We start from the raw sequence: 24,173 nt of genomic DNA on the forward strand, positions 1-24,173 counted from the left end.
TCATGTTATAAAAATTGTGAATCAGGAATTGGATAAGGCTCGACAAAGTATTTGTAAAGCGAATGAGCAGACGGTAAATGAAGTCCAGAAAGCCCGGATTGCAGCCGCGCCCAAACAAAGTAAATATGCGTTACTCAAGCCGGAGGAAAATCTAACTCAGAAGCAAAAAGCAAAACTGGAAGAAATTCGAGAAGTAGTGCCAAGTCTGGCTCGAATGTATCAGGAGAAGGAATCGTTTAGAGCCATCTTTGAGCAAGCAAAAGATTGGAAAGATGGAACCTTTCAATTGCTCGATTGGTTAGCTCAAGCTCAGGATTCTTTTCAAGAGAGCGTAAGAACAATTTGTCGGTGGTTTGGTGAAGTCACCGCCTATTTTGATAATCACACAAATAGTGGTGTTGTCGAAGGTATTAACAATAAATTGAAGCTGATCAAGCGGTCAGGTTATGGGTTCAGGAACTTTGACAATTTTCAGTTACGTTGCTTAATTTGCTGGCATTTAGCTATTGATTAAGCATAACTCGGACGATAGAGCCATCAAAACTTGCTTTTATAGGATCAATTTTTAGTTTTGTAAATTCCTTAAAATTAATAGAAAGACGGTATCTTGAAATAGTTTGTTTAACATGGTTATAAATATCCTGATTGCTGATAAACCCCAATTGATAATCGCCTGATTTATTCATGTTTAGCATTCATAGATTTAGTGAGAGTTTACGCAATACTATATCTAATTTTTTGCTTATTCCTAGATATGACAGTATAAAGTCCGGGAACAGTTAGAATCAATAGGCAAGGCGTTATTATTTCTCATGGTTACTGCGGCTTACCTACATCTTCCCTTTTGTCGGCGGCGGTGCTTCTACTGCGATTTTCCGATTACGGTGGTAGGTGACCGGCCTCTGGCCGCCTCTTCGCCCCTCCTGAGTGACTACATCGATGCCCTTTGCTATGAAATTAGGCAAACCCCCAGTGCGGGGGAACCACTGCAAACGGTGTTCTTTGGTGGGGGGACGCCTTCTCTTGTTGCGCCTGAGCAGATTGACCGGCTTTTAGGGGCACTAGATCGGCGCTTTGGTATTGCGGCGGCGGCGGAAATTTCTATGGAAATGGATCCCGGAACCTTTGATCTGCCACGGCTACGGGGGTATCTCAGAGCGGGGGTGAATCGGGTCAGCTTAGGGGTGCAAGCGTTTCAAGATAGGCTTTTGCAGGTGTGTGGTCGCAGCCATACTGTGGCCGAGGTCTATGCTGCTGTTGAGGTGATCCAGATTGCTGGGATTGACAATTGGAGCTTGGATCTTATCTGTGGGTTACCGGAACAATCGCTCCAAGAGTGGGAGGTGTCCCTCGCAGCGGCGATCGCCCTTGCACCGAGCCATCTGTCTGTCTATGACTTGATTGTGGAGCCGCAGACGGTTTTTAGTCGGCGTTACCAGCCAGAGGTGTTCCCCTTACCGTCCCAAGAGCAGGCTGCTGCCGCCTATCGCCTTGCCCATGAACGGCTGAGTGCTGCGGGCTATGAGCACTACGAAATTTCTAATTATGCCCGTTTGGGGTTCGCCTGTCGTCATAATCAGGTGTACTGGCGCAATGAGCCTTACTATGGGTTTGGCATGGGTGCCACCAGCTATCTGGGGCAGCGCCGCCTCACGCGTCCGCGCAGCCGCCGCAAATACTACGAGTGGGTGCAAACCCTACCTACAGGGCTTAGCGCCGTTGCTGAAGAGACCCTTTGGGATCGTTGGCTGGAGACCCTGATGCTGGGATTGCGCCTGAAAGAGGGGGTATGCCTGAAGCAGTTGGCCAAAGACTTTCCGCAGGAATGGGTAGAGGCACTGGTCACAGCGGCACAGTCGATTGACCCTGCCCATTTACAGTGTTGCAGCGATCGCCTATGGCTGACTCAGCCGGAGGGATTCTTGCTAGCCAACAGCGTGATTGTCACCCTCTGGCAGGCGATCGAGAGATCGGTTATCCACCAACGGAGTAGGTTACCCCTGCCGATACACTAGATCAGAAGGTGACACTGCACTGACGTGCGGGTGTCTAGTGATTCAGTAGCGCTCACGGGAACCGATCATGTTGGAACAGGGAACCATTTCAATTCATACCGAGAATATTTTCCCAATCATTAAAAAATGGCTCTACTCCGATCATGAAATTTTCCTGCGGGAGCTTGTCTCCAACGCTGTAGATGCGATCCAAAAATTACGCATGGTGGCTCGCTCTGGTGAATACGGTGGCGATGTGGATCACCCCGAAATTACAATTATCCTCGATCGCGAGAAGAAGACGCTGGCGATCGCGGACACAGGCTTGGGCATGACCGCAGAGGAAGTGAAAAAGTACATCACCCAAGTTGCCTTTTCCAGCGCTGAAGAATTTGTCCAAAAGTACAAAGGCAATGGCGATCAAGAGATCATCGGCCATTTTGGCTTAGGGTTTTACTCCGCCTTCATGGTGGCAAGCCGCGTCGAAATCGATACCCTGTCCTATAAAGCTGGGGCAACGCCCGTCCACTGGACCTGCGATGGCTCTACGGAATTCACCCTTGAGGATGGCCAGCGCACCAGTGTGGGTACCACCGTCACCCTCACCTTGCAAGACGACGAACTGGGTTACCTCGAACCAGCACGGATTCGTGAATTGGTGCGCAAGTACTGCGACTTTTTGCCGGTGCCCATCAAACTCGATGGCGAGCAAATCAACAAACAAATTGCGCCGTGGAAGAGCAGCCCCAGCAGCCTCAGCAAAGAAGAGTATCTAGAGTTTTATCGCTACTTGTACCCCTTCCAAGAAGATCCCTTGCTTTGGGTGCATCTGAATACCGACTATCCCTTTGTGGTTAACGGTATCCTCTACTTTCCCAAGCTCCGCCCGGATATTGATGTCACTAAAGGGCAGATCAAACTCTTTTGCAACCAAGTCTTTGTCAGCGACAACTGCGAAGAGATCATTCCCCGCTTTCTGCTGCCTTTGCGGGGCGTGATTGACAGCACCGATATTCCCCTCAATGTCTCCCGCAGCTTTTTGCAGAACGATCGCACCGTGCGTAAAATTGCTGATTATATCGCTAAAAAGGTGGGCGATCGCCTCAACGAACTGTACCGCGAAGACCCGGATGCCTACGTGCGTTCGTGGAAAGACTTGGGCACCTTTGTCAAATTTGGCTCCCTCAACGACGAGAAGTTCAAGAAACAGGTTGAGGATATTTTGATCTATCGCACCACAGCCACCTTAAGTACACCAGCAGAGAACGATGAATGGAGCACTCAAGGGGGTATTGTTGTCGATGGCCAAGCCTACACCACCCTGAAACAGTACTTAGAGCGCAACAAGGCGCGCCACGCCAACCGCGTCTATTACTGCACCGATGAGGTGAACCAAGCCACCTACGTTCAGTTACTCAAGGGGCAAGGCATTGAAGTGCTCTTTATGGATAGCTTCATTGACACCCACTTTGTGCCGTGGCTAGAGCAAACCTACAGCGATGTTAAATTCCTGCGGGTGGATGCAGAACTAGATGAAACCCTGATTGACAAAGACCAAAGCAGTGAAATAATTGACCCGGGCAGTAATAAAACCCGTAGCGAACAGATTAAGGCGCTGTTTGAGTCGGTGCTCAAGAAGCCGAAGCTCACCATTCGTACTGAAGCCCTCAAGTCTGGAAATAGCGGTGATGCCCCACCCGCCATGATTCTGCTGCCAGAAACCAGTCGGCGAATGCAGGAAATGATGGCCATGATGCAACAGCAACTCAATGTGCAACTGCCCGAGGAGCACACCTTGGTGGTGAATACCACCCATCCCCTGATTCAGAACCTGCTGAACTTGAGTCAGGGCACTATTATTCAAACCAGTGGCTCATCAGAGACCGCAGCACTTGTAGAAAAGCTGTGCCACTATATTTATGATTTGGCCTTGATGTCCCAGCGAGGCTTTGATGCCAACGGCATGCAGCAGTTTAGTGAACGCGCCAGTCAGGTGCTTACCCAACTGACTGCAATGGCTGTGCGCTAATCGATATAGCTCTTCCCCTAGCGGGTAAGGCTAGGGGGTCGTGGAGGATTCTAGATGATCATTACAGCAGGCTTACTCGCGGGGGCGATCGCCCTGTTGGGCTGGGGACTCTATCGCGCCCTACCCTACGGCAAACTCGGCATTATTGCTTGGTTGCAAACCCTAGTGCTGATGCTGCCATGGCTGGTGGTATTTGGCACCTTGAGTGTTGGCATTGTCCTCAACTTTGCCGCTGTCTTGTTTAGCCTTGTCCTCTCCATCGTGGCCTACATTGCCTTGGGTCGCTGGTTACGCCTCCTTGCTGCCACCTCCGATGCACCATTACCACCCTTGCGGTCGGGGCGACCTGAGGTTGATGACGTCCTTGCCCCCTCACAATCTACCCCTGACAGTGGCGAACCCCTCACAACCAGTGCCCCCCCTGCCTTGCCGCCAGACGATCTGCAAGGAATTCAAAGTATTTTTAGTATTGATACCTACTTTGCCACTGAGTACATTCCCTACAAAGGCGGGGTGATCTGTCGCGGCAACCTGCGCGGTGATGCGAAAGCAGTGCATGCCACTCTAACAGAACGCTTGCAAGCTACATTGCCAGATCGCTATCGCCTATTTATGGTGCCCAATAGCGAGGGCAAGGCTGTGGTCATTATTTTGCCGGCAACGACCACCGTAGCTCGCTCAACGCTCTTACAAAAACTAACCGCGGTGTTGCTAGGGGTAGCGACCCTTGGCACCTGCCTAGAAACCAGTTCAGTGCTCCAGGGCTTTAGTTTACTGAATACGCCGGGTTTGTTTCAGCGATCGCTCCCTTTGGCGCTCTGTTTAGTGCTGATTGCCGGAGCGCGGGAACTAGGACACTGGCTCATGGCCAAGCGCTACGATGCTAAACTTAGCCCCCCCTTCTTTCTGCCTGCGTGGCAGTTGGGTACCTTCGGTGCTGTAACCCGCATTGAATCGTTTCTGAAAAACCGCAACGAGCTATTTGACATTGCTGCTGCAGGGGCGATTGCCTCTGGGGCATTGTCGTTGCTATTGCTGGGTATTGGCTTGGTGCTCTCTCCCAGCAGTAGCGGTTTAGAGGTGCCCACTATTTTCTTCCAAGGGTCAATTTTGGTGGGCACTCTCTCTCGTCTGTTCTTGGGCGACCACTTGCAAAGTGAGGTTGTGGCGGTGCATCCCTTGGTGATTATGGGGTGGCTAGGACTGATTATCACCGCCCTCAATCTCATGCCTGCGGGGCAATTGGATGGCGGTCGGATCATTCAAGCGATTTATGGCATTAAAACCGCTCAGCGCCTGACATGGATTACCCTGATTGTGTTGGGCTTGGTGGCGATCGTCAATCCCTTAGCCCTGTACTGGGCGCTGATTATTCTCCTGCTACAGCGTGACCTAGATCGTCCTAGTTTGGATGAAATGACCGAGCCGGATGATACCCGCGCGGGGTTGGGGCTGCTACTGCTGTTTTTAATGGCAGCGACACTGATTCCCTTAGCACCCGGCTTGGCAGGCCAGTTGGGGATTGGAGGCTAATGAGAGGAACTCCCTAGCACCAGATGACGGGATTTCGGAGGATTTTTGATGGACAGCGCCGATCCTGTGCGGCAGTTACTAGAGGCACTTGCCCGAGGACAGTTAAGCGTAGAGGCTGCCCACCGTCAACTGCAACACCTGAGCTACGAAACCATTGGCCATTTTGCCCGGATTGACCATCAACGGCAACAGCGTACAGGGTTTCCTGAAGTTGTTTGGGGGCCTGGCAAGACCCCTGAACAAATTGCCGAAATCTTGGCGCGGATGCGGCCTTACTATCCCTGTGTTATGGCCACCCGTATCTCTGCGGATGTTTTTGCGGCGGTGCGATCGCGCTTGGGAGGGCTGCACTACTTTGAAGTGGCGCAAATCTGTAGTACAGCCCCTATCTTGCCACCTGCTTATCCGGGACAGGTTGGCCTAGTCTGCGCTGGCACAGCCGATTTACCCGTTGCCGAAGAAGCCGCCATCACGCTACAACTCTCGGGGTTTGCAGTGGAGCGGTTTTGGGATGTGGGTGTGGCAGGAATTCATCGGCTGCTCAGTGTGCGCGATCGCCTTGAAACAATGCAGGTTCTCATTGTCGTGGCTGGCATGGAAGGCGCGTTACCCAGTGTTGTGGCGGGTCTAGTGAGTGCAGCGGTGATTGCCGTGCCCACCAGCATTGGCTATGGCGCAAACCTCGGAGGCCTCGCTCCCCTACTCACTATGCTCAACTCCTGTGCCCCCGGCATTGGCGTGGTGAATATTGACAATGGCTTTGGCGCAGCGATGCTAGCGGCTAAAATGTTGCGATCGCTCCCTCACCGTGCCGCCACTGGCTCAATGTGACTGGGCAGTTCAAGACAATAACCTGCCCCGTAAACCGTTTTAATGTACTTCGGGCTACGCGGGTCTGGCTCCAGCTTCGTCCGCAGATGGCGGACATGAACACGAATGGTTTCGATGTCATCGTCTGGGTCATAGCCCCAAACCTCCTTGAGAATTTCGCTCGGAGACACAGTCTGGCCGTGGCGCTGCAGCAGGCAATGCAATAGTTCAAATTCCAAGCGTGTCAGCTTGATGATTTTGCTAAACCACGACACCTCAAAGCGCTCAGGAATCAGGGTTAGAGGCCCATAACTAAGAATTTCCCGATGCCCAGCGGTGGCTGGAATGCGGTCAGCGCGCCGCAACAGCGCTCGCACCCGTGCCAACATCTCTTCTAATTCAAAGGGCTTCGTCAAATAATCATCGGCACCCGCATTAAACCCCTCTACCTTATTGTGGGTTTGACTGAGGGCAGTCAGCATCAAAATGGGAATGTCTTGGGTGCGGGGGTCGCGCCGTAGGCGCTGGCAAATCGTGAAGCCATCGACCTGCGGCAGCATCAAGTCCAATAAAATCAGATCCGGGGAAATCTGCACGGCCAACGCTTGTCCTTGCATCCCATCCAAGGACTTTGTGACATCGTAGCCTGCCATTTGCAGGTTAATCGCCAAGACATCGGCGATCGCTGGGTCATCATCAATAATTAGAATACGAGGCTTCATAGAACCGACGTTACTCAATCCTCACGGGCAAGGGACAAGCACCTCTGAGAGAATTATAAACATCTCAGCAAAAAGCTTAAGACTTTGTTGGATTTCTTTAGATTGGCTCAATATTTGGCACAGGGAGCAACACTACAACCCAATTGCTGGTACCTTGTGTCCATGTGGCGGTCAGGAGCGCAACAGCGTTGCCCATTGGCTTGGGTTATTTTACTCTTAGGAGAGTAGTTGGATGCGCTCAAACGAACCCCAAATCAGAAATTACGAGCAACCAGACTACCCTTGTGGTACTAGTCGATTTTTAGTTCTATGCAGCATTAACCAGATTTTCTGCAAACCTAGGCTATACTTTGGAAATGCAACTTTGGGGCAGAGGATGGTACTCTGTCCGTTTTTGCGAAGTGCTCACTCAAATTAGATGCTGTGGTTTGGACATAATATGCTGGCTCCCATTCTTTTGGCTCAAGCCGCTTTACCTACTCCACCTCAACAGGTTCCGGTTGTTGTCCAGGAGCATTCGGTGCAGTCGAATATTATTGTTCAGGCAAATGCTGCGCCTGTGGGCGCGCAAGCTCCACACGTTAGCGCACCCCCTACATCAGCCGCGACAGCCTACATCACACCAACGAATTTTGCTTATTTCCCCCAAGATATTCGGCCTCTGCCAGGGCACCTAGACAACATCCCAGTCTTTAACAGCAACAGCCCTGAAATGGTGCGAAGTGAGGGTATTTTACTCTCTACGTTTCCTCCCCAAGGCAAATGGCAACCGGCAGCACATCTTAACTATCCTATACAAGGACGCTTTGATGTGTTTGCCCACCACATTACCCAATCCAATCGAGCCGTTAGTACACCAACAATTTATCTGGGACTGTTGGCCTACAATCCCAGCGATCGCCCGGTTACCGTCACCTTTTACCAAGCTGCTAGTTTCTTAAGCACGCCGGATGCCCCGTTCCGCAGCTTACCGGCAATCCTCGACAACCCTATCGGCTATGTTTTTTCGGGGCCGGGCAGTCGCGTCACCAATCAGGTGTTGCGGGGGGTGCGCCAAACCTTTTTCCCCTCTCAAGTGGTTATTCCGGCACGGGAAGCACGAATGCTGAGTAATTTACCGTTGCCCCTGCCAACCCAGTTTCCTAATGCGGTCATTAACCGCGCCCGTGCTGAGTTTATGATCAACCAAGACAGTACCGTTGGCCCGATGATGCCCTTGATTACCGATGTGAATCCCTTTGGTGAGGTCTCGTCCTCCAATGGTCGCTCAACCCTCATGCATTTGCAAAGCAATGGGCCGATCTACCTTGCCAAAATGTCGATGTTTGCCCGTATGAGTGACCATGGTACGGAGCGAGCACCAACCCTTGAAGAGTGGTGGACAATGCTCCATCGGGGACAACTGGTAACCCCGCGGGATATTCCCCCCAGTCCTCCTAATAGCACGTCCCCCCGCTTTTTCTATGGCCGCGTGGCAGGCATCAGTCGAGGGTCGCAGTGGAAAGCTAGCCTGACCGATGAAGAGGGTCAGGGGACGGCGCTAACCATTCCAGCACCCGGTCGGGCGATTTCCTACGGTATTAGTACCCTCCATCGAGGCACCCTTGGCACCGGGCAAATCCAAAGTGCACCGATGTTGGCGCGCTATCCCGATACGGCTTACTATGCCCACGGTAACTATGGTGTGCACTATAGTTTGACATTGCCCTTGCTGAATAATAGCCGCAGCTTTCAATCGGTTGTCGTGACACTGCAAACCCCCCTCAAGCAGGATCACCGTACGGCAAGCCTTCAGTTCCTAGAGCCGCCCGCTCCCCAAGTGTTTTTCCGCGGAACAGTGCGGGTGCGTTTTACCGATGATGTCGGGCAGCCCCAAGAACGCTATGTCCATTTGGTGCAGCGGCGGGGGCAGCGGGGCGAGCCGCTGGTGACCTTAAATATGCGCCCAGGTGAAAAACGACATGTTAGCGTCGATTTGCTCTATCCTCCCGATGCCACGCCTCCCCAAGTGTTAACGGTGGCCACCTTGCTGGGCCCCAGCTATCAAAATACCACCCACGCACCGGTCACCGATTCTCTATCCTTGACACCAGTTTCTGCACCCTAGGGGCTATATGGTAGGCGATCGCCTCATCTTTATTGGAGATGTCCACGGCCATTATGAAGGGCTATGCCGTCTTTTGGACGTGGTGGCACCAACTGTGGGCGATCGCCTTTACTTTTTGGGGGATTTAGTAGATCGCGGCCCCAACAGTGCCGCAGTGGTGGAGCTACTCCGCCAGCAGCGCTATTTCGCCGTGCGCGGTAACCACGAAGATATGATGTTGTTGGCCTTTGAGGACAAACACCTTAACCCCTCACGGTTCTTTGTTTGGGCCAGCAGTGGCGGGGATGACACCCTTGCCAGCTATACCTCAACGGAACGGTTATGGGAACACATCCACTGGCTGGAAACCAATCCTCTGTACTATGACCTAGGGAATGTCTTTCTGGTGCATGCGGGGCTAGACCCAATGCTACCGCTGGCAGATCAAACAAATAGGGAGTGCTGCTGGATACGGGATTTGTTTTTAAGCCATCCCACTCCCTATTTTGCTGATAAAACTATTGTCGTAGGACACACAATTACCTTTACATTTCGTGGGGTGCTGCCCGGTCAACTTGTGCGCGGCAACGGTTGGATTGATATTGATACCGGTGCCTATCACCACCGTAGTGGCTGGTTGACTGCCCTTGACTGGAGCCGTCAATGGGTGTGGCAAATGAATGTGTTACACGGTGGCATTCGCCAAGGGGGGCTTGAGGAGTTTGTGGTGGACGTGGCAACTGTGGGCTGTAGCAAATCCGAGTAAGTAAAAGTACTGAGTTAACTGCCACAAGATTGAGCAAGATCTCTGTAATTTTACGGAGAGTTTGGGGAACACTCAGGGTAAGTGACGCGCCCACTGTTGTTGGAGTACCCGTATGTTACCCTACCGCTCTAGTTGGTTCTGGTTCTACTGCTTACGTCCGCGCTCACGTTCCCAAGGCTTTACGTTGATTGAGTTGCTCGTTGTTGTCATTATTTTGGCTATTTTGGCGGCGATCGCCTTGCCCTCCATGCTCAGTCAAGCTACAAAAGCTCGAGAATCTCAAGCCAAGACAAATATTGGAGCGGTCAACCGCGCCCAGCAAGCCTATCGTCTTGCCAATCCAACCTTTAGTGATAATATTGCAAGCCTACAAATTGGCATTAGTGAAACCCCGGACTATGACTATGCCATTACCAATGCCACATCTTTGATTGCCGAGTTTCAGGCAACTCCCAACCGGCCAGAACTCAAAGCCCTCACCGGTTGTGCCCGTGCGCTGACAACCTTTACCTTAACCTCAACAGAGATTATCGAAGTTGATCCGCCGACGTCTGGCACAGCAACACCCGCCACCTGTCCGTAAGTAGCAGCTAAGGCTCGTCCTCCTCGTCGAGGTGCTCGGCAACGGATTGGTAAAGGGCAAAAATGTGCTGATCCAGTAATTGATAGAACATATGCCGCCCTTGGCGACGAAAACTTACGAGGCGCATTGTTTTGAGGATGCGCAATTGATGGGAGACCGCAGATTCGCTCATGCCTAAGGCAAGGGCAATATCTCCAACGCACAGTTCCCTTTCCGCTAACAGAGAAAGAATCCGTAATCGATTGGTATCGGCCAGCAACCCAAAAAATTGCGCCATGCGCTGCGCTTTTTCGATGGACAGGAGGCGATCGCTAAGGTGAGTGAGTGCCTCCGCATCATAGGGATGGGCACTGACTGTCGCAGCAGTTTTAGCATTCATACCTCCATCATAACGGCTAGACTGATCGTTAATGATAGTTGACACCTGAACAGTTGTTCAATCATAATTAAGTCATACCCCATTTGGAGGCCATATCCATGACCACTGTTTCCCAAATGAAATGTGCTTGCCCCCACTGCCTGTGCATTGTTTCCTTGAGTGATGCCATCATGGTGGCGGATAAACCCTACTGCTCCGAGGTCTGTGCCAATGGCACTTGTAAAGCAGAGGGTGGGTGCGGCCACACAGGTTGCGGCTGTAGCTAACTGTAGCTAAAACGTATCTCCCAGTCCCTCAAGGGCTGCTTGATGCACCTGTGCCGAGTCTCGATAGGCTTGGTAATTGAGGTAAGGTGGGTTGGGGTGCCAGTGCTGCTGCCATTGGCTGAGTAGGACGTGGGGGGTCGCCGGTAGAGCAGACAACTCCCAGCCGGGCATTCCGGTATCCGCCATTAAATGGCTTACTTTAGGGTCATAGCTTAGGGCAAAACAGGGACAGCCCACACTGGCGGCCATAATCAGGGCATGAAGGCGCATGGCGATCGCCCCCTGCACTCCGGCCAGCACGGCTTTGATCTGGCGTGGATCTGCAAGGCAGAGGAGGCGGGTCTGCGATGCAATGAGTTGCCCATACAATTGCTCCGCAAGGGGTAAATCTTGGCAGGGCTGAAAGGGCAGTAGCAGAACCTCAAGCCCTGCGTCTTCTTGCCAAGCCCGGAGAGCAGCAGCAATGGTTGCGAAGCGCTCAGGGGTCAAGGTGGGATGGGGGCGCAATGACACTGCCATCGTGGGGGTGCGGGTAGGTGCCGAAGGGGGGGGTGAGCGCATTAACCATACGGGATCCGCCCCCTGCTGGTGGGGAATCTGCCATTGGCGCAGCAGTGCCGCCGAACCAGAGTCGCGCACGGTAACGGCAATACACCGCCGCAGCAGTTGCCGCAGCCACCACCGATAGACGGGCGATTTCACAGGCCCAATCCCCTGTGCCCATGCCACGGTGCGACAGCCCAAGTGTTGGGCAAGGGTCATTAAGCCAAGGTAGTAGAGGGGGCTACGCCAACTGGTGACATCCTGAATGAGGCTACCGCCGCCCCAAATAAAGACCTGACTGCGGCGCAGGGTGCGCAGAACCTGTCTCCAGTGGCGGCGATCGCAGGCGGCCACACCATAGAGTGCTGTTGTAGCTTGGGGGTTGCCGCTGAGGACGATGGGGGTGCAGTGGGCTGGCAGTTGCTCGAGGAGGGTGGCCAACAGGGCTTCATCCCCCGCGTTGCCGTAGCCGTAGTACCCACAGAGAACCACTTGAGTCATGACACAACGTCTTGGGCTAAAATTGCGGCGATCGTGGCGATGAACTCCGGCGTGGGGGCGATCGCCGGTGTGACGGACAGCCGTTGCTGAGGGTACTCTGTCTGTAGCTGCTGCACTTGAGCAGCAAAGGCATCAACGGTTTTGCCGCCAAAGAGAAAGTAACCAAACAGATGGCTATGGGCGTACTCCAATGCCCGGCGCTGTTTCAGGGCATTGCTAAGGCTCTCGGGGTCGCTCAGGAGGGCAGGCAACACCCCCAAGGAGTCACACAACTGCTGAAACCATGGCAAGACAGCATGCCGCCGACTGCCATGCCCCACCAGAATATCTGCTTTAGCATTGACAAGCTGCTGCTGGAGCCATACCTGAAAGCGCGGCTGACTCCCTAGAAATGGCAGGCAATGCAACGGAAAAGGCGCGATCGCCTCAGCAGCGGCCAGCGCCTTCGGTACATCCACCGCAACATGGTTTCCGGGCAGCAGAAATAGGGGCAACAGTACCACGGGCTGCTGGACTTGTTGGCAAAAGTGCAGAATTTGTAGCTCAAGGGGATGCGCTTGGCTTTCTAGGGCACCCCATCCCACCTTACCTAAGGAGGCGAGATGGCTCACAACCTGCACCATGGCCTGCTGCGGGTCAGCACTGGGGCTACCGTGGGCAATTAAAAAGTAGGCGCGGCTCATTGCTCCCCAAAAAGGCGCGATCGCCCCGCTGCTGAGAGCAAATCCGCCTGAGCAACTTGCTCCTGCTCGCCGGACGCTAACCACTTCACCTGTACCGTTTGCGCTGCTGCTTCCTCCTCACCGATCACGAGGCAGTGGGTAGCGCCACTGCGGTTTGCCCGCTTCAGTTGGTTTTTGAAGCTGCTGCCACTGAAATCTACTTCAACAATGTACCCTTGATGGCGCAGTTGTTGCGCCAAGACTAGCCCCTGCCGTTCGGCACTACTGCCCCGGGTGACTACGTAAAGATGGGGAACAGGGCTAGGTTCCTTGGGGCGATCGCCCATCAGCAGAATCAGCCGCTCTAGCCCCATTGCCCAACCAATGGCTGGGGTCGCTGGCCCGCCTAATTCCTCAACGAGGTGATCGTAGCGTCCGCCGCCACAGACAGTGCCTTCAGTGCCTAGGCTGCCCTGCTGAAATTCAAAGGCAGTGTGGGTATAGTAGTCGAGTCCCCGCACAAGGGTAGGGTTAATTTGATAGGGAATACCTAGCTCCTCCAAGAGGGACTGCACCTGCTCAAAGTGCTGCTGCGATGACGCACTTAGGTAATCCAATAGGCGGGGTGCCTCATTGACAATGGCTTGAGTGCGTGGATCCTTGCTATCGAGGATCCGCAAGGGGTTGCGGTGAAGGCGATCTTGGGAATCGGGGTCCAGATCGGCGGCGTAGGGGGTGAGATAGTCCACTAAGGCTTGGCGGTAGTGCGCGCGATCGTCGCGATCGCCCACGGAGTTGAGCATTAGGGTCACGTCTTCAAGGCCAAGGGCTTTGAGAATATCTAGCGCCAAGGCAATGACTTCCGCATCGGCGCGGGGATCGGCACTGCCGAGCACTTCTACGCCCAACTGGTGAAATTGGCGATACCGCCCGGATTGGGGACGCTCGTAGCGAAACATGGGCCCTAGGTACCAGAGGCGTTGCACCCCACCTTGGCTGTAGAGGCCATGCTCAATGTAGGCACGCACCACCCCAGCGGTGCCTTCGGGGCGCAGGGTCAAGGAGCGATCGCCCCTGTCCTGAAAAGTGTACATCTCCTTGCCGACAATATCGGTGGCCTCGCCAATGCCCCGCTCAAACAGACTGGTTTGCTCAAAAATAGGCGTACAAATTTCCCGATAGGCCGCGCGATCTAGAATCTGCCGTGCCGTCGCCTCTAGCTGCTGCCAATAGATACGCTCGGCAGGCAAAATGTCGCGGGTACCCCGTGGTGCTTGTAACCCCATGCTCCATGGCAATGGTATAGAACAGAGGTATTATATCAGCGCAACAGTTGTTGAATCATCCGCTGTGCTTGGGCTTCGTAGCTACCGCCAAAGAGGTTGAAGTGGTTGAGGATGTGATACAGGTTATAGAGTGTCTTGCGCTGCTCGTAGCCAGAGGCGAGGGGGTAGGTGTCTGCGTAGCCCTCATAAAATGCCCTAGGAAAGCCGCCAAATAGTTCAGTCATTGCTACGTCCACCTCGCGATCGCCGTAGTAGCTGGCAGGGTCAAAAATCACTGGCTCACCACCGCGGATAAACGCAGCGTTCCCTGACCACAGATCACCGTGCACAAGAGTTGGGGTGGGGTGATGATTGAGCAGGTCACTCACCCGTGCTAAGAGTGCATCCGCCTGGGGAAACACTCCGCCCCGCCGTCGGGCTAACTTAAACTGGTAGCCTAGGCGTGCCTCTGCAAAAAAGTCTGGCCAGTGGTCAGACCAAGGGTTGATCTGAGGGGTGGCACCAATGGTGTTATCTTGCACCCAGCCGTAGCGATCGCCGGTTCCCTGTCGGTGCAGCTGCGCTAGGTGCACCCCCATCTGTCGCCAGTCCCCATGGCTGGTCAGGGGCAAATACTCCAGTACTAAAAAGCTAGCCCCCGCAACGGTGCCCCAAAGCATGGGCTTAGGCACACGAATGGCTTGGACGCTGGCGATCGCCTCAAGAGCCAGCGCCTCGGCAGCAAACATCGCCTCCCGCTCTGGACGATTAAACTTTACAAATAGGGTCTGCTGGGGATGCTGCCAAACGTAAGCATCGTTAATGCTGCCGCCACCCACCGCCAAGGCTTTACCGTCATGAAGTCGCTGACCGGTTGCCGCCTCAAGGCGATCCCACAGTTGTGGCCAGCGACTCATGGAAGAATACCCCGACAAGGTATGGGTGGCCTAGTCGTCGTAAATGCGACACTCCGCAGCGTCAGGATTATCGTCGCAGTATTGCTGAAACGAGGTTTTATGCTCTTGCTGTTCAGTCCGCTGATGGGCGGCTTCTGCTTGGAGTTCTTCTAGGGCATCCCATGCAGCGGCACATTGTCCAGAGGTCACACCTTCGGTATCACACACCTGATGCGCTTCCTCACGAGCTTGCTCAATTTGTTTCTCAAGATTACTCATAGAGCGTGTATTGAATCACCTTATTCAGTTTATGCAATCTGCCCAAGGGCAGGAATGCCGTTACTCCACTTTAGCAACGAATGCTCCTTGCTGCCATTGACAGTCATGGAGAGAACTGTCGGCTTGGCCAGTTAGCACCCCTAGAGGCGGTTCACCGCCACCGTGGCCTCTGTGGGTAACATCGGTGCAGACTGGGTCAGTTGCGCGTAAAGGGGTAGGTGATGCTGAGCAATGGCAGGTAAGGCCGCATGAACCTGAGTGGCGATCGCTGTGGTGGTGACATCGTAGGTTTGGGTCGCCAGCTTAGGATACATGCCCACTGCCAAAATGGGGAGCAGCAACGAAAGGGCAATAAAGGTTTCACGAGGGTTAATGTCCAGCAACAGCTTGTCAAACATATCCCCACCCTGCTGGCCGGTGAACACCCGCCGCACCATCGAGAGCAAATACACTGGTGTAATAATCAGCCCCACTGCCGCAAGGAAAATCACGCCTACCTTGAAGGTTGTGGAGTAGGCATCACTGCTGGTCAGCCCTAAAAAGACTGTGAGTTCGCTGACAAAGCCACTCATCCCCGGCAAGGCCAAGGAGGCCATCGACCCCGCAGTAAAGAGGGCAAAGGTTTTGGGCATCGACTGGGCAATGCCACTCATTTTTTCCATGGCCAAGGTATGGGTGCGATCGTAGGTGACGCCCGCCAAGAAGAATAACACCGCTGCAATGAGTCCGTGGGAGAGCATTTGCAACATCGCCCCATTCAGACCAACGCTATTGAGGGCACTAATCCCCAAGAGCACAAACCCCATGTGAGAAATGGAGGAGTAGGCCAGCCGCCGCTTCAGGTTTTCTTGGGCAAAAGCCGTTAGGGCGCCATAGACAATATTCACGACCCCTAGGGCAATCAAGACAGGGGCGAAGTAAATGTGCGCATCCGGCAGCATTTGGAGGTTAAAGCGAATGAGGCCATACCCCCCCATCTTCAAAAGCACCCCTGCCAAGACCATCGAGACAGGTGCGGAGGCTTCGCCATGGGCATCCGGTAGCCATGTGTGCAGGGGGAACATCGGTAGCTTCACGCCAAAGGCCAACAGGAACCCAGCATAGGCAAACAGCTCGAGCGCCAAGGGATAGTCTTTTAACCCCAAGGCTGCCATATTCAATGTGACGTCACCGCCGTAAAAGGCCATGGCTAACCCCGCAAGGAGGATAAAGACGGAGCCAACAGCGGTGTAGAGAATAAACTTAGTGGCTGCGTACTGTCGTTTGGGGCCTCCCCAGATTGAAATCAATAAATAGACCGGCACTAACTCCAGTTCCCAAATCAGGAAAAAGAGAATTAAGTCTTGAGCGGCAAACACTCCAACTTGAGCACTATAGAGCGCCAGCATCAGGAAGTAAAACAAGCGTGGCTTTTGCTTGACCTGCCAAGCTGCAAAAATTGCCACTGTGTTGACTAGACCCGTCAGCAAAATTAGGGGAACGGCAAGACCATCCACCGCCAATGACCAATTCAGGCCAATTTGCGGCAGCCACGCCACGGTCTCCACCATCTGAATCTGGGCAGACTGACCATCGTAGTGCTGCCAAAATACGGTAGCTGAAAGGGCAAATTCAACGAGCGCGATCGCCAGTGCGTACCAGCGGACTGTCTTGCCATCGCGATCGGGCAACAAGGGAATCAAAAGTGCAGCCACTAACGGCAACACCGTTAGTACAGTCAGCCAAGGAAATTGGGCATTCATTGACAAACCCCCAAGGGACGAATCCAGTAAACAGTTAGAGCATCTAAATAAGAATATATACCTATTCGTCCTAATGTTGCAAATTGTTAAGCATTTTTCTAAATTATAAACTTTGCGGTTATTCCATTTATTAAAATCTATTCAATAGGCTGTCTATATTGAACGTGACAAAGGTAAGATAATCAATTGTTGCCTGCCAAGGCTCGGCTCTTCCAACAATTTGGTGGTGCCTATCTTCTTTGTCGTAGTAGGGGCAACATCGAATGTGACCCTGCTCAATCTTTTTGTGGCCGAAAATTGCTCTGGATTAGTGCTGGCGGGGTTCCCTGTGATAATCATCGCTATGGTAAAACTGACAACTTTTGCAGCCCCCGCTGTTAGGATTGACGTTTGATCGTCCTGATCCACCTGTAGCCACCGTGGAGGAGCTGTCCCCATGATCTATCTGGAAGCCAGTGTCTTTATCACCATTTTGGTGGGTTTTTTAGCCACCATCATTAAAAAAAATCTCCTCGTGAAAATTGTGACGATGGATGTGATGAGTACTGGGGTTGTTGCCCTCTTTGTCGTCATTGCCACCCATAGTGGGTTGGTGACACCGATTTTACGTCCGGGGGCAGCACCGACAATTGCCTACGCTGATCCAGTGCCCCAAGGGGTGATTCTGACGGCGATTGTGATTGGTTTGTCAATCCAAACGCTGATGCTGGTGGCCGCCATGAAGCTGGCGCGGGATAACCCGACCCTAGAAACGAGTGAAATTGATCAGAAGTATTTGTAGATGACTGATTTAGCGATCGCCTGGATTTTAGTCCCCTTTGTGGCTGGACTCACGCTCTATTTACTACCGGTATTGGCGCGGGGGTTGACCTTGGCGATCGCCGTGCTGTCGCTCTGCGTGGGGCTAGCCATCACCATCCAAGACATCAACTTCTCCTTTGTGTTGATGGATAGTTTTGGCATTGCCCTGCACATTGATAGTCTCAGTGGCTATTTCATTGTCACGAATGCCCTTGTCCTCTTGGCGGCAGTGCTCTATACTTGGCGCTGTGACTACAAGGCTTTTTTTTATGTGCTGCTGTGCCTGCTTCACGGCAGTGCCAATACGGTTTTTATCTCGGCGGATTTTCTTAGCCTCTACGTCAACCTAGAGGTGTTGGGGATAGTGGTCTTTCTTTTAATTGCCTATCCCCGGGGCGATCGCCCCCTGTGGATTGGCCTGCGCTACCTGATGGTGGGCAATGTGGCCATGCTCTTTTATTTGATGGGGGTGGGCTTAGTCTATCAGGCCAGTCACAGCTTTTCCTTTGATGTCTTGCTGCACGCTCCCCCAGAGGCGGTGGCACTGATTTTGATGGCACTGTTAGCCAAGGGGGCGATCTTTGTCAGCGGTCTTTGGCTGCCCCAAACCAATGTCGTGGCTGCGCCGGTGGTGGCGGCACTGTTAGCTGGAATTGTTGAAAATGCTGGGGTTTTTCCTTTGGTGCGGTTGAGCCTGCTCTATGGGGAAATTAGCAAGATCGTGCAACTGTTTGCTCTCGGTTCGATTTTCTTTGGCCCACTCCTAGCGTTGGTGGCTGATGATGTGCGACGATTGCTCAGCTTTAGTACCCTTGGCCAACTGGGGTGGGTGATTATTTCGCCAGCGGCGGCGGGCTTGTATGCTCTGATGCATGGACTGGCAAAAGCTGCCCTATTCCTCAGTGTAGGTGAATTGCGCCACTATCGCCTGAGTGAGCTACGACAGCACGGCATGGCGCGTCCGATCGCGATCGCCATGATCATTGCTGGCTATGGCATTGTTGGCGTGCCCCTGTTAGCAGGTTTCAGTGCCAAGGCGCTGACAATCAGTTACCTAGCGCCATGGCAACAAGGACTGTTGTATGGGGCTGGCTTTTTGACCGCCACCATTTATAGCAAACTGGTGTTTATTCCGCAGCAGCCGACCTCAACCCCACTGCCCCTTGGTTATAGCGCGGCCACGTTGGTGCTGCTTGGCGGTCTGGTATTTGCTGATGCTGGTTACCTGCAAGCCTACACCCCAGCGAACCTGCTGCGGTCTCTGGTGCCGCCAGCGGTGGGGCTGCTCCTTGTGGGGCTGGGGGTGTCTCGTTGGGAGTCCTCATGGCGGGGTGCCTGGGAGCGGCTCGAGCATTTACTAGGGGTGATGCTGCTGCTGTTAATTGGCTTGGTGTGGTTGGCACTATGACGATCAATTATCTTAACTTTGCATTGCGGTTAGCCATTTGGCTGCTGCTCACCGCAGACTTTGGACTGGTGAATGTCCTCATTGGCGTGGTGGTGGCTTTACTGCTGCCCCAAAGCCGGGTACGGGCAGCCAGCCTCAGGCAGTGGCTCAGTACCCTAGGCAAAGTGGCCATGGCCGTCCCCCGTGCCTACGCCGAAGCGATTGAAATCCTGCTGCGCCCGCATCGGCATGAAGCAGTGGTGCGTCAACCCGTCAGCCCGACGCGATCGCCAGGGTTAATTTTCCTCGATATTTTTGCCATTACCTTTACCCCCAAAACCATTGTGCTGCACTACGACGAACAGGGGTGGTTCGAGGTGCATGAACTAGTTCAGCAACGGCCACAGTTAGGGACAACCAAAAACCCCAAAGAGAATAGTGGACGATGACGGCTTTTTTGGTGCTGATGCTGTTTATCCTGTGCATTCCCCTGTACGCTGCTTGGAAAGGGGAGCATATTTGGTCGAAAATGTTGGCCTTTGCCAGCATTGCCACCAAGACGGCCATCATGATTTTGATGGTATCGGTGGATCGCGATGATTGGATGATTGGTATTGTCGGGGTTATTATTCTCAGCGTTGGCAACGGTGCATTGATGCTGCTAGCACAAATTCTCCGCCGGCTGCGGGATGTGGCCAATCTTTAGGGAGCTGGGGACATGGTTTTACAATGGCTGAGTTATGCCTGCATTAGTTTTGGCCTCTTTTTGTGGCTGTGGGGAACGTGGCCGCTAGTGGGGCGGCGATCGCCCCTCTTTAAGCTGCACTATTTATCGATTGCCGATACCCTAGGGTCGATGGCCATCATGTTGGGGGTACTGCTGCGCATTCCGCGGGAGTGGCCACTCCTGTTGTTGGCCGTTATTTCCCTTGCCCTCTGGAATACGATTCTGGGGTACGTGTTGGCCTATTGCTCCCAAGGGGAGGACAGCGATGGATAACTGGTTGATTGCTGTCACACCCCTGTTGCCCCTTACCACCTTGATGTTAGTCTTTCAGAGCAACCCTTACCATGCTCTGGTCATCCGTGGCATTGTCGGTGCCGTTGCTGCCTTAATTTATGCGGTGCTAGGGGCAGCGGATGTGGCGCTAACCGAGGCATTGGTGGGTACCATGCTCTCGATTATGCTCTACGCTGTCGCCGTGCGCTCCTCACTGGTATTGCGCCTAGGGGTGCTCGCCTCTGCCCTGTCCACCGATACCTTAGACCATCTGTTAGAGACTCTACGGGTCGCAGTGGCTCCCTACCATTTACGGGTCGAGCTGATTGTCTATCCTACCGTTGGGCAGTTAAAAAGCGCTCTCCACCAACGCGACATTCATGTTCTGTGTGCTGAAGACGATCGACAATTGTTGACCATGACTCGTGTAGCTCGCCTTTACACCCTCCTCAAACCTGCTTTGGCCGAATGGACAGACTTAGTGTACTACCCCCTGCCAACAGAAACAGAAGAGGAAGCCCCCCGATGAGCATCATGATGGTGATTTATGGACTGGCGGCGCTGCTGCTCTTGATTAAGATGCTGGCTTTACCCACCCTCTTTTCCGAACCTACGGCGGCCATTGTCAGCACCCTTGTGACCGAAGCGGGGGTACCGAATGCCGTGACAGCGATTCTGCTGCGTAATCGTCTCTACGACACCATTTTTGAAGTTGTTGTGTTTACCATTGCTATTTTGGGGTCACAATACCTCCTCGCTAACGAAGCTCCCCTAGGGCATGTCAGCCGTTTTAACGATCAACCCTCGATTGTCCTAGCGCGATTTGGTGCCACCATTTGTTCGCTGGTCTGCATTGAACTGGCATTGCGGGGGCACCTTAGTCCTGGCGGCGGCTTTGCGGCTGGGGTGGCTGGCGGCACGGCGATTGGTCTGGTGGCGATTACCTCTGCCCCAGAATGGCTAGAGAGTATTTACCAGCGTTTCCATGCCGCCACATGGGAGAAAGTTTCCGTTATCGTTTTTATCCTTTGTGGTGCTAGTTTGCTCATGGGGGTTGAGCTACCCACAGGGGAGTTTGGCACGCTCCTCAGCGGTGGGATGATTCCTGGGCTGAATATTCTGATTGCCCTCAAAGTCGCTTTGGGGTCATGGGCTGCGGTTCTCACCTTTATTCGCTATCGCGGCTTACTCTAGGCTTCGAGGGGAACAGCCTCAACACAGCAGGAGCGTACCTGCAACCCCTGATAGAAAGTGTCTTGGCTGAGATCAACTTTGGACTGGGCGGCTAAAAATAGTAATGCCCAAAATACGCCCACGGGATCATTCTTCAGGCTGAGGAGATCCCTGAGTTCCAGCCATGTCCCTGCCGGTGCGACTCTGGCTAAGAGGGTTTCAACCTCTGCGGCTAGTTCCGTGAGGTTTTCTTGGTGCGCCAGTTGGGTAATGGCTTTGAGGGTGGTGGGGCGGCGACGGCTGCGGGGGGTGTGGGGGCGCAGAACCTTTGCCCGCTCGGTTTGCACCGCCATGGTTTTCAGGTGGACAATCAGTTCATCGAGGGTCACCCGGCGGCGCTGCTGAGGAGGTGCCACGAGACGGCGGTGGAGATGCTGTTCTAGGTGGCTGGGCCAGACCACCAAGGATGGGTTGGGTGCCATATCTGTCCTGTCCGACTCAACGTCCTCTTCCAGAGGTGCCTCGTCAACGGCCACGAGGCGATCGCTTTTGAGGAGCACCAGCATAGCCGCATACAGGAAGGCTTGGCCGGATGCACTCAGGTTGGGTTGACCGCGACTGGCCAGTTCTGCTAGGCAGCGATCGAACACATCAATGACTTGGATGTCCCACGGATCAATCTCCCCTCGCTCTGCCAGCTCAATCAAAATATCAATGGCTGTATCTGCAAACGATCGCGCCATGGCTTGTGCCCATTGTTTTTTTCACATCTTATAGGGTTATGCGTTATAGGGTTATGCGTCATTGAAGGGGAAATTCATCACAAGGGGTCAGCGAGGGGAATTGTAAAGTGAAATTCACTGCCGCGATCGCGCCCAGCGGACTCTGCCCAAATTTGCCCGCCGAGGTTTGTAATGATTTGGCGGCAGATCGCCAACCCCAGACCAGTGCCCCCCGCGGATCGTCGCAGGGCGCCCTCTTCTTGGTAAAAACGGTCAAAAATAGTTTCCAGCCGATCCGGCTCAATGCCGCGGCCTGTATCGGCAATGGTTACCTCCAGTAACCCATCTTGGCGCGGTGTGGCCACAATCGAGACTTGGCCAGACTGCTCTGTAAACTTACAGGCGTTGTCCAGCAGCTTAGAGAGTACCTCCACCAGCCATTCCCCATCGGCTCGAACAAGGGGCAACTCTTGGGGGAGGGTGGCATGAATGCTGGGCAGTTGTTCTTTCGGCGTGCGCAGGCTGCTGAGGGCTAAATCCACCAGTTCTTGCATGGGCAAGGGTTCAGGTCGCCACTGGACACGGCCACTCTCTAGTTGGGACAGGGTAAGAAAGTCCTGAATGAGTTTGCGCATCCGCTCGGCATCGGCAAGAGCCGTACTCAGCATCACTTGCCGCAGTTCTGGATCCATGTCCGGTTCACTGGCGAGGCTTTCGAGGCAAATTTGGATGGTCGAAAGGGGGGTGCGCAGTTCGTGGCCGGTAATGGCAATCAAGTTGCTGCGGGTGCGATCAAGGGCTTCTAGCTGGGCGTTTAGTTCTTCGAGATCGGCATAGGCTTCCGCTTGAATGAGGGCAACCCCCACTTGGATGGCGATCGCCGCCACCAGTTCCGCATCCATATCGTGCCAAGGTACTGGGGTGGTGCGGTGCAGTTCTACCATTCCCAGTAAGCGCCCTTGGTAAAGCACAGGGGCAAGCAAGAGGGCTTGAACAGCGGCAGTTTCTAAGGGCTTAAAATACTTCGCCTCCTCAGGATGTTGCCAGCGAGGATCCGCCCTCAGATCATCGACCTGCACCGCCTGTTGATGGGCTAGGGCTTGCTGCGTGTAGGGATGCTCGGCCACAGGCCAGTACTGATGACGCAGGGAGGGGGTTCCTGCTGTGGTGTACTCGTACTCAATGCGCACCCGACTATCAGTACTGCGGCAGCGGTAGATCAAACAGCGATCGCTCTCTAGCACTGTGCCAAGTTCCGCTACTGCTTGGGTCAAAATTTCCGCTGGGTTCAGGGAGTTACGAATTGTAGTGGTCATCGCATTGGTGAGGCGTTCCTTGCGCTCTTGGATCGCAATTTGGCGATAGGCTTTAATTTGCTTGTATTGCCCCGCTTGCAGATAGGTGACTAGGCGATCGGCGAAGGGAGCCGGGTCGCCGCTACATCCCTCGCGGGAGCGAAACTGCGCCACCATGCTCAACGCTGTACTTACTTTTTGGCATAGCTCTGGGCGGTATTCCTGAATTCGTTGCAGCAGCATTGTTGCCGCTGTGGCCGTAACCTCGCGGTCAAACGTCCAAATCCCTTCAAAGCGCCGCGCCTGATCGAGGGGGGGCAGCACATCTGGTCGGGTTGCCGTGGGCGATCGCCGCACCTCACGACAGATTAAACAGGTGCTGTAGTTAGGGCTAAGCACCACCAAGTGCCACTCCTGACTGAGGGCATCCTGCGGATCAAAGGCAATGGTTTCGTAGTCTCCGGAGCAATTTGTAAACTCGGTTTCCGGTGCGGCTAAAACATAAACCTGATCTGATTTGCTGGCAATGCGCTGATAGCGATGCGCTTCTTGCCGATAAAACCGCTCCCGCTGAAAACAGGCAATAATAATTGGGGTATCAGCACTGGCCAAAACCTGATCTTCCATTGCATGGGATAAGGCAGTGAGGGAGGTCTTAAAGTACAACTGCGATCGCAAACGGGGGATCTGTGCCAACAAATCCTCAAGAACCGACCTAACAATGATCTTGTTGGCCATG

Annotated in this window: 27 protein-coding genes; 16 read left to right on the forward strand and 11 right to left on the reverse strand. The window is 53.6% G+C overall.

Features of this window, described 5'->3' with window-relative positions:
* The coding region (locus L5220_RS12385) for an ISL3 family transposase (protein WP_499573946.1) at positions 1-514 on the forward strand (514 nt) is incomplete at its 5' end.
* Here the strand turns inward: L5220_RS12385 and L5220_RS12390 are convergent.
* The gene (locus L5220_RS12390; RefSeq protein WP_499573948.1) at positions 504-686 is read right to left on the reverse strand and encodes an Eco47II family restriction endonuclease; all 183 of its coding nucleotides are present in this window, start codon (positions 684-686) and stop codon (positions 504-506) included. The genes L5220_RS12385 and L5220_RS12390 overlap by 11 nt on opposite strands.
* 126 nt (positions 687-812) lie before the next feature.
* On the opposite strand from L5220_RS12390, the gene hemW reads away from it, so the two are divergent.
* The 4 genes from hemW to larB all read left to right on the forward strand — a co-directional run bounded on the left by hemW (position 813) and on the right by larB (position 6,387).
* Positions 813-2,015, forward strand: coding sequence for a radical SAM family heme chaperone HemW (gene hemW, locus L5220_RS12395; RefSeq protein ID WP_499573950.1), 1,203 nt, complete (start codon positions 813-815; stop codon positions 2,013-2,015).
* A 67-nt stretch (positions 2,016-2,082) separates the two neighbouring features.
* Positions 2,083-4,023, forward strand: coding sequence for a molecular chaperone HtpG (htpG, locus tag L5220_RS12400; protein ID WP_499573952.1), 1,941 nt, complete (start codon positions 2,083-2,085; stop codon positions 4,021-4,023).
* 54 nt (positions 4,024-4,077) lie between these two features.
* Positions 4,078-5,556 (forward strand): site-2 protease family protein, encoded by a 1,479-nt coding sequence (locus L5220_RS12405; RefSeq protein WP_499573954.1) that lies wholly within the window; start codon positions 4,078-4,080, stop codon positions 5,554-5,556.
* A gap of 48 nt (positions 5,557-5,604) precedes the next feature.
* The gene (gene larB / locus L5220_RS12410; RefSeq protein WP_499573957.1) at positions 5,605-6,387 is read left to right on the forward strand and encodes a nickel pincer cofactor biosynthesis protein LarB; all 783 of its coding nucleotides are present in this window, start codon (positions 5,605-5,607) and stop codon (positions 6,385-6,387) included.
* On the opposite strand, the gene rpaA is transcribed toward larB, so the two are convergent.
* On the reverse strand, positions 6,360-7,088 hold the full coding sequence (gene rpaA / locus L5220_RS12415) for a two component system response regulator RpaA (protein ID WP_099799705.1): 729 nt from the start codon (positions 7,086-7,088) through the stop codon (positions 6,360-6,362). The two genes, larB and rpaA, sit on opposite strands and share 28 nt — an antisense overlap.
* A 439-nt stretch (positions 7,089-7,527) precedes the next feature.
* Between rpaA and L5220_RS12420 the strand changes: the two genes are divergently transcribed.
* From L5220_RS12420 to L5220_RS12430, 3 genes are all read left to right on the forward strand, one after another.
* On the forward strand, positions 7,528-9,195 hold the full coding sequence (locus L5220_RS12420; protein WP_499573959.1) for a DUF3370 domain-containing protein: 1,668 nt from the start codon (positions 7,528-7,530) through the stop codon (positions 9,193-9,195).
* Between the two features lie 7 nt (positions 9,196-9,202).
* Entirely contained in the window at positions 9,203-9,940 is a 738-nt protein-coding gene (locus L5220_RS12425) for a metallophosphoesterase family protein (RefSeq protein ID WP_499573961.1), read from the forward strand.
* A gap of 112 nt (positions 9,941-10,052) precedes the next feature.
* A complete protein-coding gene (locus L5220_RS12430) occupies positions 10,053-10,523 on the forward strand; it encodes a type IV pilin-like G/H family protein (protein WP_499573963.1) in 471 nt (156 codons plus the stop codon).
* Positions 10,524-10,530: 7 nt separating this feature from the next.
* Here L5220_RS12430 and L5220_RS12435 read toward each other — a convergent pair whose 3' ends face one another.
* Positions 10,531-10,902, reverse strand: a complete 372-nt coding sequence (locus tag L5220_RS12435; protein WP_499573965.1) for an ArsR/SmtB family transcription factor — start codon at positions 10,900-10,902, stop codon at positions 10,531-10,533.
* Positions 10,903-11,000: 98 nt separating this feature from the next.
* On the opposite strand from L5220_RS12435, the gene L5220_RS12440 reads away from it, so the two are divergent.
* Positions 11,001-11,168, forward strand: a complete 168-nt coding sequence (locus tag L5220_RS12440) for a metallothionein (protein WP_499573967.1) — start codon at positions 11,001-11,003, stop codon at positions 11,166-11,168.
* Positions 11,169-11,174: 6 nt separating this feature from the next.
* Here the strand turns inward: L5220_RS12440 and csaB are convergent, their stop codons facing one another.
* The 6 genes from csaB to L5220_RS12470 form a co-directional block, all read right to left on the reverse strand.
* The gene (gene csaB, locus L5220_RS12445) at positions 11,175-12,212 is read right to left on the reverse strand and encodes a polysaccharide pyruvyl transferase CsaB (protein WP_448527492.1); all 1,038 of its coding nucleotides are present in this window, start codon (positions 12,210-12,212) and stop codon (positions 11,175-11,177) included.
* On the reverse strand, positions 12,209-12,895 hold the full coding sequence (locus L5220_RS12450; RefSeq protein WP_448514435.1) for a sirohydrochlorin chelatase: 687 nt from the start codon (positions 12,893-12,895) through the stop codon (positions 12,209-12,211). Before L5220_RS12450 ends, csaB begins: the two co-directional genes overlap by 4 nt.
* Positions 12,892-14,160, reverse strand: a complete 1,269-nt coding sequence (gene hisS, locus L5220_RS12455; RefSeq protein WP_099799699.1) for a histidine--tRNA ligase — start codon at positions 14,158-14,160, stop codon at positions 12,892-12,894. The genes L5220_RS12450 and hisS overlap by 4 nt, the downstream gene beginning before the upstream one ends.
* A 35-nt stretch (positions 14,161-14,195) precedes the next feature.
* Positions 14,196-15,056, reverse strand: a complete 861-nt coding sequence (locus L5220_RS12460; RefSeq protein ID WP_499573971.1) for a fructosamine kinase family protein — start codon at positions 15,054-15,056, stop codon at positions 14,196-14,198.
* Positions 15,057-15,086: 30 nt separating this feature from the next.
* Positions 15,087-15,314: a Calvin cycle protein CP12 gene (locus L5220_RS12465; protein WP_099799697.1), complete on the reverse strand. Its 228-nt coding sequence runs from the start codon at positions 15,312-15,314 to the stop codon at positions 15,087-15,089.
* A 140-nt stretch (positions 15,315-15,454) separates the two neighbouring features.
* Positions 15,455-17,056 carry an NAD(P)H-quinone oxidoreductase subunit 4 gene (locus L5220_RS12470; RefSeq protein ID WP_499573972.1) on the reverse strand — a complete coding sequence of 534 codons (1,602 nt, stop codon included), beginning with the start codon at positions 17,054-17,056 and terminating at the stop codon, positions 15,455-15,457.
* Between the two features lie 436 nt (positions 17,057-17,492).
* Here L5220_RS12470 and L5220_RS12475 point away from each other — a divergent pair, with 436 nt between their 5' ends.
* The 7 genes from L5220_RS12475 to L5220_RS12505 are packed head-to-tail and all read left to right on the forward strand — an operon-like array spanning position 17,493 to position 21,438.
* Positions 17,493-17,837: a cation:proton antiporter subunit C gene (locus L5220_RS12475; protein WP_499573974.1), complete on the forward strand. Its 345-nt coding sequence runs from the start codon at positions 17,493-17,495 to the stop codon at positions 17,835-17,837.
* Positions 17,838-19,265, forward strand: coding sequence for a cation:proton antiporter (locus L5220_RS12480; protein ID WP_499573976.1), 1,428 nt, complete (start codon positions 17,838-17,840; stop codon positions 19,263-19,265).
* A complete protein-coding gene (locus L5220_RS12485; protein WP_499573977.1) occupies positions 19,262-19,693 on the forward strand; it encodes a Na+/H+ antiporter subunit E in 432 nt (143 codons plus the stop codon). Before L5220_RS12480 ends, L5220_RS12485 begins: the two co-directional genes overlap by 4 nt.
* On the forward strand, positions 19,690-19,950 hold the full coding sequence (locus tag L5220_RS12490; protein ID WP_099799693.1) for a hypothetical protein: 261 nt from the start codon (positions 19,690-19,692) through the stop codon (positions 19,948-19,950). The genes L5220_RS12485 and L5220_RS12490 overlap by 4 nt, the downstream gene beginning before the upstream one ends.
* A 12-nt stretch (positions 19,951-19,962) precedes the next feature.
* Positions 19,963-20,244, forward strand: a complete 282-nt coding sequence (locus L5220_RS12495; RefSeq protein ID WP_448527484.1) for a monovalent cation/H(+) antiporter subunit G — start codon at positions 19,963-19,965, stop codon at positions 20,242-20,244.
* Positions 20,237-20,773: a DUF4040 domain-containing protein gene (locus L5220_RS12500; RefSeq protein WP_499573979.1), complete on the forward strand. Its 537-nt coding sequence runs from the start codon at positions 20,237-20,239 to the stop codon at positions 20,771-20,773. Before L5220_RS12495 ends, L5220_RS12500 begins: the two co-directional genes overlap by 8 nt.
* Positions 20,774-20,778: 5 nt before the next feature.
* A complete protein-coding gene (locus tag L5220_RS12505; protein WP_448527499.1) occupies positions 20,779-21,438 on the forward strand; it encodes a Na(+)/H(+) antiporter subunit B in 660 nt (219 codons plus the stop codon).
* Here L5220_RS12505 and L5220_RS12510 read toward each other — a convergent pair.
* Positions 21,435-22,160, reverse strand: coding sequence for a segregation/condensation protein A (locus L5220_RS12510; protein ID WP_499573981.1), 726 nt, complete (start codon positions 22,158-22,160; stop codon positions 21,435-21,437). The two genes, L5220_RS12505 and L5220_RS12510, sit on opposite strands and share 4 nt — an antisense overlap.
* Positions 22,161-22,237: 77 nt before the next feature.
* Positions 22,238-24,172: a DICT sensory domain-containing protein gene (locus L5220_RS12515; RefSeq protein WP_448526909.1), complete on the reverse strand. Its 1,935-nt coding sequence runs from the start codon at positions 24,170-24,172 to the stop codon at positions 22,238-22,240.
* Between the last annotated feature and the right edge of the window lies 1 nt (position 24,173).

The organism is Synechococcus sp. PCC 6716 (genome assembly GCF_022570815.1).
Taxonomy (GTDB): Bacteria; Cyanobacteriota; Cyanobacteriia; order Thermosynechococcales; family Thermosynechococcaceae; genus Thermosynechococcus; species Thermosynechococcus lividus.